General features: G+C 64.1%; 16 protein-coding genes. 15 read left to right on the top strand and 1 reads right to left on the bottom strand.

What is annotated here, in order from left to right; translation table 11 throughout:
• Positions 1-7 precede the first annotated feature (7 nt).
• Complete coding sequence (locus CIT40_RS18760; RefSeq protein WP_094891763.1) at positions 8-1,198, bottom strand: aromatic ring-hydroxylating dioxygenase subunit alpha; 1,191 nt, start codon at positions 1,196-1,198, stop codon at positions 8-10.
• A gap of 163 nt (positions 1,199-1,361) precedes the next feature.
• Between CIT40_RS18760 and CIT40_RS18755 the strand changes: the two genes are divergently transcribed.
• The 15 genes from CIT40_RS18755 to nuoK all read left to right on the top strand — a co-directional run bounded on the left by CIT40_RS18755 (position 1,362) and on the right by nuoK (position 15,502).
• Positions 1,362-1,877, top strand: a complete 516-nt coding sequence (locus tag CIT40_RS18755; RefSeq protein WP_094892047.1) for a MarR family winged helix-turn-helix transcriptional regulator — start codon at positions 1,362-1,364, stop codon at positions 1,875-1,877.
• Between the two features lie 177 nt (positions 1,878-2,054).
• On the top strand, positions 2,055-4,310 hold the full coding sequence (locus CIT40_RS18750) for a TonB-dependent siderophore receptor (protein WP_094891762.1): 2,256 nt from the start codon (positions 2,055-2,057) through the stop codon (positions 4,308-4,310).
• Positions 4,311-4,992: 682 nt separating this feature from the next.
• Entirely contained in the window at positions 4,993-5,358 is a 366-nt protein-coding gene (locus CIT40_RS18745) for an NADH-quinone oxidoreductase subunit A (protein WP_094891760.1), read from the top strand.
• The gene (locus CIT40_RS18740) at positions 5,355-5,936 is read left to right on the top strand and encodes a NuoB/complex I 20 kDa subunit family protein (RefSeq protein WP_414645428.1); all 582 of its coding nucleotides are present in this window, start codon (positions 5,355-5,357) and stop codon (positions 5,934-5,936) included. Before CIT40_RS18745 ends, CIT40_RS18740 begins: the two co-directional genes overlap by 4 nt.
• 11 nt (positions 5,937-5,947) lie before the next feature.
• The gene (locus tag CIT40_RS18735; RefSeq protein WP_094891758.1) at positions 5,948-6,562 is read left to right on the top strand and encodes an NADH-quinone oxidoreductase subunit C; all 615 of its coding nucleotides are present in this window, start codon (positions 5,948-5,950) and stop codon (positions 6,560-6,562) included.
• A 2-nt stretch (positions 6,563-6,564) separates the two neighbouring features.
• Positions 6,565-7,761 (top strand): NADH-quinone oxidoreductase subunit D, encoded by a 1,197-nt coding sequence (locus CIT40_RS18730; protein ID WP_094891757.1) that lies wholly within the window; start codon positions 6,565-6,567, stop codon positions 7,759-7,761.
• Positions 7,761-8,726: an FkbM family methyltransferase gene (locus tag CIT40_RS18725; RefSeq protein WP_094891756.1), complete on the top strand. Its 966-nt coding sequence runs from the start codon at positions 7,761-7,763 to the stop codon at positions 8,724-8,726. Before CIT40_RS18730 ends, CIT40_RS18725 begins: the two co-directional genes overlap by 1 nt.
• 12 nt (positions 8,727-8,738) lie before the next feature.
• Positions 8,739-9,350, top strand: coding sequence for an NADH-quinone oxidoreductase subunit NuoE (gene nuoE / locus CIT40_RS18720; protein WP_094891755.1), 612 nt, complete (start codon positions 8,739-8,741; stop codon positions 9,348-9,350).
• On the top strand, positions 9,350-9,550 hold the full coding sequence (locus CIT40_RS18715) for a hypothetical protein (RefSeq protein WP_094891754.1): 201 nt from the start codon (positions 9,350-9,352) through the stop codon (positions 9,548-9,550). The genes nuoE and CIT40_RS18715 overlap by 1 nt, the downstream gene beginning before the upstream one ends.
• Positions 9,551-9,565: 15 nt before the next feature.
• Positions 9,566-10,891, top strand: a complete 1,326-nt coding sequence (nuoF, locus tag CIT40_RS18710) for an NADH-quinone oxidoreductase subunit NuoF (protein WP_094891753.1) — start codon at positions 9,566-9,568, stop codon at positions 10,889-10,891.
• 5 nt (positions 10,892-10,896) lie between these two features.
• Positions 10,897-12,972: an NADH-quinone oxidoreductase subunit NuoG gene (gene nuoG, locus CIT40_RS18705; protein WP_094891752.1), complete on the top strand. Its 2,076-nt coding sequence runs from the start codon at positions 10,897-10,899 to the stop codon at positions 12,970-12,972.
• A gap of 6 nt (positions 12,973-12,978) precedes the next feature.
• The gene (nuoH, locus tag CIT40_RS18700) at positions 12,979-14,046 is read left to right on the top strand and encodes an NADH-quinone oxidoreductase subunit NuoH (protein WP_094891751.1); all 1,068 of its coding nucleotides are present in this window, start codon (positions 12,979-12,981) and stop codon (positions 14,044-14,046) included.
• 8 nt (positions 14,047-14,054) lie between these two features.
• Positions 14,055-14,549 (top strand): NADH-quinone oxidoreductase subunit NuoI, encoded by a 495-nt coding sequence (gene nuoI / locus CIT40_RS18695; RefSeq protein ID WP_191093171.1) that lies wholly within the window; start codon positions 14,055-14,057, stop codon positions 14,547-14,549.
• A 9-nt stretch (positions 14,550-14,558) separates the two neighbouring features.
• Entirely contained in the window at positions 14,559-15,197 is a 639-nt protein-coding gene (locus tag CIT40_RS18690) for an NADH-quinone oxidoreductase subunit J (protein ID WP_094891750.1), read from the top strand.
• Positions 15,194-15,502, top strand: coding sequence for an NADH-quinone oxidoreductase subunit NuoK (nuoK, locus tag CIT40_RS18685; protein ID WP_008547737.1), 309 nt, complete (start codon positions 15,194-15,196; stop codon positions 15,500-15,502). Before CIT40_RS18690 ends, nuoK begins: the two co-directional genes overlap by 4 nt.
• Positions 15,503-15,504 lie beyond the last annotated feature (2 nt).

Here is a 15,504-nt window from a genome sequence, read left to right as displayed (position 1 = left end):
TGGAAGATCAGCCTTCGCGGATGTAATTCCCCGCTTCGAATTCAACCGGCGGCGCGCCGGCATCGAACGAGACGCCGATCGGGTCACGCCCCGCGGCGAGTGCGTCGAGCTGGTCGCCCAGCATGCGCCGGATCATGAGGATGCCGCGGTCGCTCTGGCCGAAATGCTCCTCGGAATGGACGGTCACCTCGCCCTGGCCGACCTGAGCCTCGTAGTCGCCGGGAAATTGCTGGTGCTCGGCTTCCGTCATGTCCCACCAGAACTTGCCGTTGAACTTCGAGCGCATGCGGCTGATGTCGCCGGGGTTCTTGACGCGGCCGGCGACATAGATGCGGAAGGAGGTGTCGTCGATCGGAAGCACCCAGCCGATGGATTCAACGCGGGCAAATTGCGCGACGCGCGGGTTCGGCACCACGCGCAAGGTCGGCAGCGCGGCCTCGCTGACGCGATAGAACACCTTGCCGTCGTCCTGTTTGCGCTCGGAGCGCACGAGCATGCCGCGCGGCGATTTCTCGAATTTGACCTCCGGAATCGATGCCATCATGTTGGTGAATTGTGGCCCCGAGAACGAGCCGTGCAGCACCGGCACGTGATAGGGATCGACCACGTTCTCGAAATGCTGCAACCAGTTGCAGGGGATGATGGCGGGACCACCACCGCCGATCGAGGAATCATCGGCCTCGACCAGCTCGCCGTCGTCCATCTTCTCCAGGCACTCGTAAGCCGGCAGCACCGGGCGTTTCTCTGCCGGGCCCATATAGGCGAAGATCAGGCCGTAGCGCTCCTCGACCGGGTACCAGGGCTGGCGCACCTTGTCCTTGAACTGGCCGCCGTCGGGTTCGCAGGGCTGCTCCAGGCAGTGGCCCTCGGTGTCGAACTTCCAGCCGTGATAGCAGCAGCGAATGCCGTCCTCCTCGACCTTGCCGTAATAGAGCGTGGTGCCGCGATGGCAGCAGCGGGCGTGCAAGAGGCCGGCGCGGCCATGCTTGTCACGGAACAGCACCAGATCCTCGCCCAGGGCGCGTACCTTTTTCGGCGTGTCGGTGGCGTCACCGATCAACCCGACCGGGTGCCAGTAGCGGCGGAGCAGTTCGCCCATCGGCGTGCCGCGCACGACAGCGGTCAGCTCGGTGCGCGTGTACGCCGGCTTCATCGCATAGGCGGTGCCGAGATCGCGATCCCGCTGGGTGATGGTCATTGCTGGTCCTCCCGCTCGGCCGGTGACGGCCTCTTCTTAGCGTCTTGCCGAAAGTGAAAGATAAATAGATGACAATGTCAACGATCTTCCAAATGCCTCTTAGTCGCATTTGATGAGGCGGCCGGCGCTTGGCAGGTCCCGGCTTTCTTGGCAGAGGTGGATGATGAGCCAGATCGAGAGCAGGGGCGGGGCGACGTCGCCCGCCGGAGACGAGAGCGAACCGTCGGCCCCGATTACCGTGATGCTGTCGTCGCGGCTGATGGTGCTTGCCAATCTGCTCAAGCGCGGCGCGATCCTGCGCTACAAGCGCCTCACCGGATTGTCCTCGGTCGAGTTCGGTCTCGTCGCCTCGCTCGGCCGCCGGCCGCCGATGAGCGTGGCGCGGCTTGCCGAGGCGGTCGGTCAGGACAAGGGGCAGATCAGCCGCGCGCTGGCCAATCTCTTGACGCGCAAGCTGATCGCGAAATCGGCTAATCCGAAGGACAGCCGCGAGGTGCTGATCTCGCTGACCAAGGCGGGCCTCGCCGCGCATGATGCGATCGTCGACGGCGCGCAGGAGCGCAACCGGCGCCTGCTGGAAGATCTGAGCGAAGCCGAGTTCCACACGCTTCTGGGACAAGTCGATCGCCTCACGGCGATCGCAGCCGAGATGCTCGAGAGCGAGAAGAACGCGCGCTGAATCTCGCGGCAAGCCCTGAACATGTTGGATCGCTTCCAAGAGTCTTTCTAAGAAGCTTTCAATTAGGGAATTTTCGCAACCTCCCATAAGCGTCAGCTCCAGGCGCATGCCGTCGGGGGACAGGCGGCATGACGTATCGAACATGCAGCTTTGGGGTGCGCGTTGAACAGTCTTGGAATGCTGCGGTCGGCCGTGCTGGCGACCGCGTCCGCTTTGGTTTTGATGCCGCAAGCATCGCTTGCCCAATCTTCCGCGCAGAGTGGCGCAACGAACCTGCCGTCGGTGACCGTCACCGCGCCGGAAGCGCGCCGCCGGGCGTCCACGACGCCTCAGCGCCGCGCGCCGCGGTCGTCGGCGCAGACCGCCAACAGGAGCAAGCCCCAGCCGCAGCGCAATGTCGGCTTCGTCGAGACGCCGCGCGGTCCGGTGAACGGCTACGTCGCGGGCCGCAGTTCGTCCGGCACCAAGACCAACACGCCGATCCTGCAGACGCCGCAATCGGTGTCGGTCATCGGCGCCGAGCAGATCCGCGACCAGAAGCCGAACAAGCTCGACGAGGTGCTGCGCTACACCGCCGGTGTGCGCGCAGGGACTTTCGGCACGGACACCCGCAACGACTGGTGGCTGATCCGCGGTTTCAAGTCCGAGGACATCGGACTATTCCTCGACGGCACGCAGCTGTTCTACACCTCCTATGCGAGCTGGAAGCTTCAGACGCCGAACATGGAGCGGGTCGAGGTGCTGCGCGGTCCGTCCGCGGTGCTCTACGGCGGATCGAGCCCGAGCGGCATCGTCAACGTCATCAGCAAATTGCCGCCCGCCGAGCCGATCCGCTATGTCGAGACCGGCGTCAACAATTTCGGCAACGCCTATGTCAGCTTCGATTTCGGTGGGCCGGTCGCGACGAGCCCCGGGAACGGCAAGCTGTTCGCCCGCGTTGTCGGCCAGGTCCAGAACGGCGGCACACAGGTCAACTTCACGCCTGACAATAACTACTTCATCGCACCGTCGTTCACCTGGAAGCCGGATGCCGACACGAGCTTCACGGTGCTGGCCTCGGCCTCGAAGCAGGACACCCGCGGCATCAACTTCCTGCCCTATCAGGGAACGGTGACGAACGCGCCGTTCGGCAAGATCCCGACCAGCTTCTTCGTCGGCGATCCCAGCGTCGACAAGTTCACGCGCGAGCAGGAGATGCTCGGATATCAGTTCGCGCGCAATCTCACCGAGGACCTGACGTTCCGTCAGAATGCCCGCTTTGCGCATGTCGACATCACCTACCGCGGCTATGTCGGCAACGATTGGGCCAACGTCAACACGGCCACGCTCAATCGATACAATTGGTATGCGAAGAACACCGCCAATCAGGCCAATCTCGACAACCAGCTCGAGTATCGCTTCGACACCGGCCCGGTGAAGCACACGATGCTGTTCGGGGTCGATCTGAAGGGCTACCAGATCGACGACTATCAGGCCTTCGGCTTCGGCGTGTCCGCGATCAACGTCTTCAATCCCTCCTATGGCGCGGCCGAGGTTCCGCTTCCGAGCGCCCCGTTCCGGAATTTCCTGATCACGCAGAAGCAGGCCGGGACTTATCTTCAGGACCAGATGAAGCTCGGCAATTTCACCCTGGTGCTGAGCGGCCGCAACGACTGGGTCGAGACGACGCAGGACGCGCGTGACACCGGCGCCACCGTCGGAAGCCGCGAGGACAGCAAGTTCAGCGGGCGGGCCGGGTTGATCTACAATTTCGACAATGGCATCGCGCCCTACGTCTCCTATTCGACAAGCTACAATCCGATCATCGGGCTCAACGCCCAGAACCAGCTGTTTCTGCCGGAGACCGGCAAGCAGGCCGAAATCGGCGTGAAGGTCGCGCCGAAAGGCTTCGACGGCTATTTCACGGTCTCGGCTTTCGACCTGGTCCGTCAGAACGTCGCGACGACATTGCCGGGCAGCGTTCCTGTGCTGCAGAACCAGACCGGCGAGGTGACTTCGCGCGGCATCGAGCTCGAGGCGGTGGCCAATGCCACCAAGGAGCTGAAGTTCATCGGCTCCTTCACGGCCTATCATCTCTTCAACAGCCGGGATCTCGATCCGTCGCTGGTCGGTAAGACGCCGACCAACACGCCTGAGCTGCTGGTCTCGGGCTGGGCCGACTACACCTTCAAGGACGGGCCGCTGGAAGGCTTCGGCTTCGGCGGTGGCGTTCGCTACATCGGCGCGTCCTGGGCCGACACTGCCAATACCCTCGAGGTTCCCGCGGTGGTGCTCGGCGATTTCGCGGTCCACTACGAATGGCAGAACTGGCGGACGGCGCTCAACGTGATCAACCTGACCGACAAGATGTATGTCGCGAGTTGCGCCTCGGCCACGTCCTGTTTCTACGGCGACCGCCGGCGCGTCACCGCCAGCGTTTCCTACAAATGGTGAGGACGGGCGAGGGCGGCGACATCACGGGCGGCCGATCCTCCGCCACGAGATAGATGAGCTCCCGGGCTATGCCCCCCAGCCCGAAGCTCATCCGGGCGCGGCGCGCGCGAAGGCCCTGAACGTCGCCGCCGCGCTCGCGACCGATCGGGCTGCAATATATCGCAAGCCGGTGCTGTCTGCGCGGCAGGCGGGCCCGGTCCTGCCGCGCTGCATGGCTCGTCTGATCACTTCCGCCTGTGGATAGGTGTCTTTGCTGCACCTGTCCTGCTCGCAGGCCGCGACGATCACCGGCAATCCGGCCGCGCTGCTCCCAGCGACTTTCGGCATTATGTCGCCAGGGTGACGGTCGGGGGACCCGACGGCGGTCACCACGGTTTGGGTGCGCTGCCGCCCCAGAAAACCAGGCGCTTTTCTCGGGCAATGCACCGCAAAGAGCTGCCCTGGCCCCTGCGCCGCAATCTCGGAACTGCTGCCCTGCAAAAGCTGGCCGCCCTTGCTGGGCCCAGCGATCTGCTCCATACCAGCGCGGGGTGATTCCGGGATTTTCGTACTGCTGGGGGCGGCAAAGGGCCTAAAAAGAGCGTGTCTTGCGCCCATTGGTGCACTGCGCTAAGGCTCAGAATAATTCCAAATCGGACGAATCCGTGGCTGTCCCGAGGCTGCGGGAAACAAGGGCTCGCCAATGAGCGGCATTCTGCAGAACTATCTTCCACTCGTCGTCTTCATAGCGGTAGCTGCTATCATCGGCCTGGTGCTGCTGATCGCGCCCTTCGTCGTGGCGTTCCAGCAGCCGGATCCGGAAAAGCTGTCGGCGTATGAGTGCGGTTTCAACGCCTTCGACGACGCGCGCATGAAGTTCGACGTCCGCTTCTATCTGGTCGCCATCCTCTTCATCATCTTCGACCTCGAAGTGGCGTTCCTGTTTCCCTGGGCGGTGGCGTTCGGCAAGCTTGGCGCGACCGGCTTCTGGTCCATGGTGGTGTTCCTCGGCGTGCTGACGGTCGGGTTCGCCTATGAATGGAAGAAGGGAGCACTCGAATGGGATTGAACCCTGCACCGTCCACAGGTCCGGTCGTAGCGCCGGCCCCCAAGGGCATCCTGGATCCGTCGACCGGCCGGCCGGTCGGGGCCAATGATCCGTTCTTCCTCGAGGTCAACTCCGAGCTGTCCGACAAGGGCTTCTTCGTTGCCGCGACCGACGACCTCATCACCTGGGCCCGCACCGGCTCGCTGATGTGGATGACCTTCGGTCTCGCCTGCTGCGCGGTCGAGATGATGCAGGTGTCGATGCCGCGCTACGACGTCGAGCGCTTCGGCTTCGCGCCCCGTGCCTCGCCGCGCCAGTCCGACGTGATGATCGTCGCGGGCACCCTGACCAACAAGATGGCGCCCGCGCTGCGCAAGGTCTACGACCAGATGCCCGAGCCGCGCTACGTCATCTCGATGGGCTCCTGCGCCAATGGCGGCGGCTATTATCACTATTCCTACTCGGTCGTGCGCGGCTGCGACCGCATCGTGCCGATCGACATCTACGTGCCGGGCTGCCCGCCCACGGCGGAGGCGCTGCTCTACGGCGTGCTGCTGCTGCAGAAGAAGATCCGCCGCACCGGCACCATCGAACGCTAAGGTTTTACGTCATGGACGACGCCAAGCTCGACGCCCTGGGGCAGACGATCGTTAGCGCGCTTCCGGGTGCCGCCATCGGTCATTCCGTGGCCTTCAACCAGCTGACGGTCGATGTCGAGGCCAGCAAGATCGTCGAGGTGGTCAAGTACCTTCGCGACGATCCGAACTGCCGTTTCATCAACTTCACCGACATCACGGCGGCGGATTATCCTTCGCGCGAAAAACGCTTCGACGTGATCTATCACTTCCTGTCACCGACCCTGAACGCCCGTATCCGGCTCAAGGCCCAGGCCGACGAGACCACCCAGGTGCCGTCGCTGATCGAGGTGTTCCCCGGCGCCGACTGGTTCGAGCGCGAAGCCTACGATCTCTATGGCGTGTTCTTCGTCGGCCACCCCGACATGCGCCGCCTTCTCACCGACTACGGCTTCGAGGGGCATCCGCTGCGCAAGGATTTCCCGACCACCGGTTTCGTCGAGGTCCGCTACGACGACCAGGAGAAGCGGGTGGTGTACGAGCCGGTCCGGCTCAACCAGGAATTCCGCAAGTTCGATTTCCTCTCGCCTTGGGAAGGGGCGGACTATCCGGTTCTTCCGGGTGACGAGAAGGCGGGACCGAAGGCCTGATCATGAACGAGCAACCCGAACAGCTTCGCAATTTTACGATCAATTTCGGACCGCAGCATCCGGCTGCGCACGGCGTTCTGCGTCTTGTGCTGGAGCTGGACGGCGAGGTCGTCGCCCGCGTCGATCCGCATATCGGCCTGCTTCATCGCGGCACCGAGAAGTTGATCGAGCAGAAGACCTACCTGCAGGCAATCCCGTATTTCGACCGGCTCGACTACGTCGCACCGATGAACCAGGAGCACGCGTTCTGCATGGCTGCAGAAAAGCTGCTCGGCATCGAGGTGCCGCGCCGTGGCCAGTTGATCCGCGTGCTCTATTGCGAGATCGGCCGCATCCTCTCTCACCTTCTGAATGTCACCACGCAGGCGATGGACGTCGGCGCGCTGACCCCGCCGCTGTGGGGCTTCGAAGAGCGCGAGAAGCTGATGGTGTTCTACGAGCGCGCCTCGGGCAGCCGCATGCACGCGGCCTACTTCCGCGTCGGCGGCGTGCATCAGGATCTGCCGCAGAGGCTGGTCGACGACATCGAGGCCTGGTGCGATCCGTTCCTCAAGGTGGTGGACGATCTCGACCGGCTGCTCACCGCCAATCGCATCTTCAAGCAGCGCAACGTCGACATCGGCGTCGTGCCGCTGAAGGAAGCCTGGGAGTGGGGCTTCTCGGGTGTGATGGTGCGCGGCTCGGGCGCGGCCTGGGATTTGCGCAAGTCGCAGCCCTATGAATGCTACGCCGAGATGGATTTCGACATCCCGATCGGCAAGAACGGCGACTGCTACGACCGCTATCTGATCCGCATGGAAGAGATGCGCCAGTCCGTGCGCATCATGAAGCAGTGCATCCAGAAGCTGAACGCGCCTGAAGGCAAGGGCCCGGTCGTCGTCGAAGACAACAAGGTTGCGCCGCCGCGCCGTGGCGAGATGAAGCGCTCGATGGAAGCGCTGATCCACCACTTCAAGCTCTACACCGAAGGCGTCCACGTGCCGGCCGGCGAAGTCTACGCCGCGGTCGAGGCGCCCAAGGGCGAGTTCGGCGTCTATCTGATCTCCGACGGCACCAACAAGCCGTACAAGTGCAAGATCCGCGCGCCCGGCTTTGCGCATCTGCAGGCGATGGACCACATCTGCCGCGGCCATCTGCTCGCCGACGTCTCCGCCATTCTCGGCTCGCTCGACATCGTGTTCGGAGAGGTCGATCGGTGATGGGGCAGCAGGCGCCAATCCAGTTCGACCGCGCCTCGGGGGCCCTGGAAGGGGCCAACCTGTGGGAGCGGACGGCTGCCTTGGCGCTGGTGACGGGATCGAAGATCTCCTCGCACTTCTCGCACATGGGCTACATCGCCTGCGCGAATCTGCTGCGGAAGACGCTGCCGGAGCGCAACATCGCGATCCGGCTCAATCCCGACGCCGTGTTCGAATTCCCTTACGGCGACGGCTATTGGAGCAAGCTGCTCAACCGCTCCTACAATTACGAGGACGAGCTCGAGGTTCTGTTCGCCGATAGCGTCGACGTCGACTACACGCTGCTCGATTGCGGTGCCAATTACGGCTATTGGTCGGTGCTGGTGTCGAGCAAGCCGTTCGGCTCGCACAAGTCGATTGCGATCGAGCCGTCGGGGCAGAACTACCCGAAGCTCGCCAACAATGCCCGCGTCAACGGCAATCGCTTCGAGACCATGAAATGCGCGATCGGCGCCAGCCGCGGCACCGCGCGTCTGTCGGGCACCAAGCACGAAGCCTTCAGCATCGCCGGCGCTCCGTCCGCGGGCGGTGAGGAGGTGCCGGTCATCGCGCTCGACAATCTGATCGAGGACGGCAAGATCGCAAGCGCCGGCAAGTACCTGATCAAGCTCGACGTCGAGGGCGTCGAGATCGAGGCGATCAAGGGCGGCGCGCGTCTGCTCCAGGCCGACAGCGTCATCATGTGCGAGGAGCACGGCAGCGACCGCTCTCATGCAGTGTCGCGCTTCATCCTCGAACAGACCCCGCTGAAGCTGATCGTGTTCGATCCGCGCAGCAACCGGATGGAGACCGTGACCGAGCTTTCGATCCTCGACCGCATCAAGGTCTCCACCCACGTCGGCTACAACGTTTTCGGCACCGCAAGCGCATTTTGGCAGGACAGGATCGAAGCCCTGAATGCGAAAACTGCGCGCCGCATGCAGTGAGAGATTGAAGAGATGTCCGTTCGCCGACTAGCACCGAAGGAAGTTCAGCCCGCGAGCTTTGCGTTCACGGAGGAGAACCTCGCATTCGCCAAGCAGCAGATCGCGAAATATCCGGCCGGCCGCCAGGCCTCCGCCGTCATCGCCATCCTCTGGCGCGCGCAGGAGCAGCACGACGGCTGGGTCTCTGAAGCCGCGATCCGCGTCATCGCCGACATGCTCGACATGCCCTACATCCGCGTGCTGGAAGTCGCGACCTTCTACACGATGTTCCAGCTCGCCCCCGTCGGCAAGAAGGCCCACGTCCAGGTCTGCGGCACCACGCCGTGCCGGCTGCGCGGGGCCGAGGATCTGATCCACGTCTGTGAGCACCGCATCCATCACGATCCCTTCCATCTGTCCAAGGACGGCAATTTCAGCTGGGAGGAGGTCGAGTGCCTCGGTGCCTGCGTGAACGCGCCGATGGTCATGATCGGCAAGGACACCTATGAGGACCTGACCAAGGAAAGCTTTGGCAAGGTGCTCGACGGTTTCGCTTCGGGCAATCCGCCCAAGCCCGGTCCGCAGAACGGCCGCCAGTTCTCGGCGCCGATCACCGGACCGACCACGTTGAAGGAGAACACCTGATGCGTGATCTCCCCGCAATTGGAGGGAACGAGGCCGTGAAGAAATGGGGCTTCGTCGCCATGCACGCCGCGATCGCGGCCGCCTTCATGTTCCTGCTGCAGCGTTTCATCATGAACGCGACGCAGGAGACCAGTCTGCTCTGGGCGCTGATCTTCGCCGTCTGCGCCGCCGGACTTGCCTACAAGCAGACCATTCGTTGATCGGAAAGCACTGATATGCTCGAGGACAAGGACCGCATCTTCAAGAACCTCTACGGCCTCCATGATTGGGGGCTCGAGGGTGCGCGGCGCCGCGGCGCCTGGGACGGCACCAAGAACATCATCGACAAGGGCCGTGACTGGATCATCAACGAGATGAAGGCCTCTGGCCTGCGCGGCCGCGGCGGCGCCGGCTTCCCGACCGGCCTGAAATGGTCCTTCATGCCGAAGGAGTCCACCGACGGCCGTCCCAGCTATCTCGTCGTCAACGCCGACGAATCCGAGCCCGGCACCTGCAAGGATCGCGAGATCATGCGGCACGATCCGCATCTCTTGATCGAAGGCTGCCTGATCGCGAGCTGCGCAATGAACGCGCATGCCTGCTACGTCTATGTCCGCGGCGAGTTCATCCGCGAGCGCGAGCATCTCCAGGCCGCGATCGACCAGGCCTATGAGGCCAAGCTCGTCGGCAAGGACAACGTCAACGGCTGGCCGTTCGACATCTACGTTGCCCACGGCGCCGGCGCTTACATCTGCGGCGAGGAAACCGCGCTGCTCGAAAGCCTCGAAGGCAAGAAGGGTCAGCCGCGGCTGAAGCCGCCGTTCCCGGCCAATGTCGGCCTGTTCGGCTGTCCGACCACTGTCAACAACGTCGAGTCCATTGCCGTTGCGCCGGACATCCTGCGCCGCGGCGCGGGCTGGTTTGCCGGGATCGGCCGTCCGAACAATGTCGGCACCAAGCTCTTCTGCATCTCCGGTCATGTCGAGCGGCCCTGCAATGTCGAAGAGGCCATGGGCATTCCGTTCCGCGAGCTGATCGACAAGCATTGCGGCGGCATCCGCGGCGGCTGGGACAACCTCAAGGCCGTGATCCCCGGCGGCTCGTCGGTGCGCATGGTGCCGGCCGAGCAGATCATCGACACGCCGATGGACTTCGACAGCCTCAGCAAGCTGCGCTCCGGCCTCGGCACCGCGGCCGTGATCGTGATGGACAAGTCCACCGACCTGATCCGCGCCATCGCCCGCATCTCGTATTTCTACAAGCACGAGAGCTGCGGCCAGTGCACGCCGTGCCGCGAGGGCACCGGCTGGATGTGGCGCGTGCTCACCCGGATGGCCGAAGGCCGCGCCCACAAGCGCGAGATCGACATGCTGCTCGAAGTGACGAAACAGGTCGAAGGCCACACCATCTGCGCGCTCGGCGACGCGGCGGCATGGCCGATCCAGGGTCTGATCGCGCATTTCCGTCACGAGATCGAAGCGCGCATCGACGAGTATTCGCACAAGTCCGACATCGACGATATCGGCGTCCGCGATCCCGTGAACATGGTCGCGGCGGAGTAAGAGACATGACCAAGCTCATCATCGACGGCAAAGAGATCGATGTGCCCGCCGAGTACACGCTGCTTCAGGCGTGCGAGGCGGCAGGCGCCGAGATTCCGCGCTTCTGCTATCACGAGCGGCTGTCGATCGCCGGCAATTGCCGGATGTGCCTCGTCGAGGTGAAGGGCGGCCCGAAGCCGGTCGCGAGCTGCGCCTGGGGCGTGCGCGACTGCCGTCCGGGCCCGAAGGGCGAGCCGCCGGAGATCTCGACGCGTTCGCCGATGGTGAAGAAGGCACGCGAAGGCGTGATGGAATTCCTTCTCATCAACCATCCGCTGGACTGCCCGATCTGCGACCAGGGCGGCGAGTGCGACCTGCAGGACCAGGCGATGGGCTATGGTGTCGACACCAGCCGCTTCGCCGAGAACAAGCGCGCGGTCGAGGACAAATATCTCGGCGCGCTGGTCAAGACCTCGATGAACCGCTGCATCCAGTGCACGCGCTGCGTCCGCTTCTCGGCGGAAGTCGCCGGCGCACCCGAGATGGGCGCCACCGGCCGCGGCGAGGACATGGAGATCACGACTTATCTCCAGCACGCGCTGACGTCCGAATTGCAGGGCAATCTCGTCGACATCTGTCCGGTCGGCGCGCTGACCTCGAAGCCTTACGCGTTTGCCGCGCGTCCCTGGGAGCTCGGCAAGACCCAGTCGATCGACGTCATGGACGGCGTCGGCTCGGCGATCCGCGTCGACACCCGCGGCCGCGAAGTGATGCGCGTGCTGCCGCGCATCAACGAGGCCGTGAACGAGGAGTGGATCTCCGACAAGACCCGCCACGTCGTCGACGGCCTGCGCACCCAGCGGCTCGACCGGCCCTATATCCGCGAGGCCGGCAAGCTGCGCGCGGCGAGCTGGACGGAAGCCTTTGCCGCGATCGCTGCGAAAGCGGCGCGCACCGACGGCAAGCGCATCGGCGCGATCGCGGGCGACCTCGCCGGCGTCGAGGAGATGTTTGCGCTGAAGGACCTGCTGTCCAAATACGGCTCGGCCAATCTGGCGGTGCAGGGCGGCGACGCCTTCGACCCCGCGCTTGGTCGCGGCTCCTACATCTTCAATCCGACGCTGGTCGGCGTCGAGCAGGCCGATGCGCTGCTCATCGTCGGCGCCAATCCGCGCAAGGAAGCGGCCGTGTTCAACGCCCGTATCCGCAAGCGCTGGCGCGCCGGCGGCTTCAAGGTCGGGGTGATCGGCGCCAAGGTCGACCTGACCTACGATTATGACCATCTTGGTGCGGGCACCGACACGCTCGGCGAGCTCGCGGCCGGCAAGCACTCCTTCATGGACGTGCTGAAGACCGCCAAGAATCCGATCATCCTGGTTGGCGCAGGCGCCGCCTCGCGTCACGACGGCGCCGCCATCCTGGCCGCCGCCGCCAAGCTCGCGCTCGACGTCGGCGCGCTCAAGGACGGCTGGAACGGCTTCGGCGTGCTGCACGAGAGCGCCTCGCGCGTCGGTGCGCTCGATATCGGTTTCTCCGCCACCTCGGGCGGCCTCAACGCGGCGCAGATGACGACGTTCGGCACGCTGGACCTCTTGTTCCTGCTCGGCGCCGACGAGATCAAGGCGCCGGACGGCACCTTCGTCGTCTATATCGGCACCCATGGTGATCGCGGAGCGCATCGCGCCGACGTGATCCTGCCGGCTGCGGCCTATACCGAGAAGTCCGCGATCTACGTCAACACCGAAGGCCGCGTGCAGATGACGGGACGTGCCGCATTCCCGCCGGGCGAAGCCCGCGAGGACTGGGCGATCGTCCGCGCGCTGTCGGAGGCGCTCGGCAAGAAGCTCAGCTACGACTCGCTTGCCGCGCTGCGCCAAGCGATCTTCAAGGCCGTGCCGCATCTGATCCGTCTCGACCAGATCGAGGCCGGCTCCGCCGACCAGATCAAGAAGCTGGCGGGGAAGGGCGGTTCGCCCGAGAAGGCGCCGTTCAAGCCGCGGGTCGAGGACTTCTATTTGACCAACCCAATCGCGCGTGCGTCCGCCGTGATGGCGGAATGTTCGCGGCTTGCCTCCGGGCAGATGCTGACCGCAGCGGAGTGAGCTAGAATGGAATTCTTCGAAAGCGCATTCTGGACCGGCTTCCTCTGGCCGCTGATCATCATGATCGCGGAGAGCGTGCTGGTGCTCGTCGTCCTGCTGATCGCGATCGCCTACATCCTGCTCGCCGACCGCAAGATCTGGGCGGCGGTGCAGATCCGGCGCGGTCCGAACGTGGTCGGCCCCTGGGGCCTGCTGCAATCCTTCGCCGACCTGTTGAAGTTCGTGCTGAAGGAGCCGATCATCCCGGCCGGCGCCAACAAGGGCGTGTTCCTGCTGGCGCCGCTGGTGTCGTGCGTGCTTGCACTTGCCGCCTGGGCGGTGATCCCGACCAATCTCGGCTGGGTCATCGCCGACATCAATGTCGGCATCCTCTTCATCTTCGCGATCTCGTCGCTGTCGATCTACGGCATCATCATGGCCGGCTGGTCGTCGAACTCGAAATATCCGTTCCTGGCGGCGCTGCGCTCGGCGGCGCAGATGGTGTCCTACGAAGTCTCGATCGGCTTCGTCATCATCACGGTGCTGCTCTGCGCCGGCACGCTGAACCTGTCGGCCGTGGTCGAGGCCCAGCATGTCCGCGGGCTCGCCAGCCTGATCGGACTGCCGCAGCTGACCATCCTGAACTGGTACGTCTGGCCGCTGTTCCCGATGTTCGTGGTGTTCTACGTCTCTGCGCTGGCGGAGACCAACCGCCCGCCGTTCGACCTCGTGGAAGCTGAATCCGAGCTCGTTGCCGGCTTCATGGTTGAGTACGGCTCGACGCCGTATCTCTTGTTCATGCTCGGCGAGTACGTCGCGATCGTCACGATGTGCGCGATGGCGACGATCCTGTTCCTCGGAGGCTGGCTGCCGCCGGTGGACCTGCCGCCCTTCAACTGGGTGCCGGGGATCATCTGGTTCTCGCTCAAAGTCTTCTTCATGTTCTTCCTGTTCGCGATGGCAAAGGCGATCGTGCCGCGCTACCGCTACGATCAACTGATGCGCCTCGGCTGGAAGGTGTTCCTGCCGCTGTCGCTGGCGATGGTGATCGTGGTGGCCGGCGTGCTGCAGTTCGCCGGCATCGCGCCGAAGTGAGGGCCGTCATGGGTATCAACGTCAACGCCACTGCACGCTCGCTTCTGCTGTCGGAATTCGTCTCGGCGTTCTTCCTCGCCATGCGCTATTTCTTCCAGCCGAAGCCGACGCTGAACTATCCGTTCGAGAAGGGCCCGATCTCGCCGCGCTTCCGCGGCGAGCACGCGCTGCGCCGCTATCCGAACGGCGAAGAGCGCTGCATCGCCTGCAAGCTCTGCGAGGCGGTCTGCCCGGCGCAGGCCATCACCATCGAGGCCGGCCCGCGCCGCAACGACGGCACCCGCCGCACCGTGCGCTACGACATCGACATGGTGAAGTGCATCTATTGCGGCCTCTGCCAGGAGGCCTGTCCTGTGGACGCCATCGTCGAAGGTCCGAACTTCGAGTTCGCGACCGAGACCCGCGAGGAACTGTTCTATGACAAGGCCAAGCTGCTCGCCAACGGCGACCGCTGGGAACGCGAGATCGCAAAAGCGATCGAGCTCGACGCGCCGTACCGGTGAGATGAGAGCATGATCCTTCCCGCGCTGTTCTTCTATCTCTTCGCCGGCGTCTGCGTCGCCTCGGCGGTGATGGTGATTGTCTCGCGCAATCCCGTACACTCCGTGCTGTACCTGATCCTGGCCTTCGTCAACGCCTCCGGCCTGTTCGTGCTGATGGGCGCCGAGTTCCTCGGCATGATGCTGATCGTCGTCTATGTCGGCGCGGTCGCGGTGCTGTTCCTGTTCGTGATCATGATGCTCGACGTGGATTTCGTCGAGCTGCGCGAAGGTTTCATCCAATATCTGCCCGTGGGCCTGGTGATCGGCGGCATCTTCCTGTTCGAATTGCTGCTGACCGTCGGCGCCTGGATCATCAACCCGACCGTGAGCAAGACCATCACGGCGCCGATCCCGACCAACGTCTCGAACACCGAGGCGCTCGGCCTCGTGCTCTATACGAAGTACATCCACTACTTTCAGCTTTCGGGCATGGTGCTTCTGGTCGCCATGATCGGCGCCATCGTGCTGACGCTGCGGCACAAGGCGAGCGTGAAGCGGCAGGACATCAACGTTCAGAACGCGCGCACGCCCGAGATGGCGATGGCGATGCGCAAGGTGGCGCCGGGGCAGGGGCTCCAGGACTCTGACGCGGCGGAGTGGGTGAAATGACGATCGGGCTCGGACATTATCTAGCGGTCGGCGCGATCCTGTTCACGCTCGGCATCCTCGGCATCTTCCTGAACCGCAAGAACATCATCGTCATCCTGATGTCGATCGAGCTGATCCTGCTTTCGGTCAACATCAACCTCGTGGCGTTCTCGACCTTCCTCGGCGACATTGTCGGCCAGGTCTTCGCGCTTCTGGTGCTCACTGTCGCGGCTGCTGAAGCCGCGATCGGTCTCGCCATCCTGGTGGTCTATTTCCGCAACCGCGGCTCGATCGCGGTTGAGGACGTCAATCTGATGAAGGGCTGAGC

Origin of the sequence: Bradyrhizobium amphicarpaeae, from assembly GCF_002266435.3 — a bacterium.
Classification (GTDB): domain Bacteria; phylum Pseudomonadota; class Alphaproteobacteria; order Rhizobiales; family Xanthobacteraceae; genus Bradyrhizobium; species Bradyrhizobium amphicarpaeae.
The sequence above is the reverse complement of the archived record's forward strand: the minus strand, read 5'-3'. Positions and strand labels throughout refer to the sequence as shown.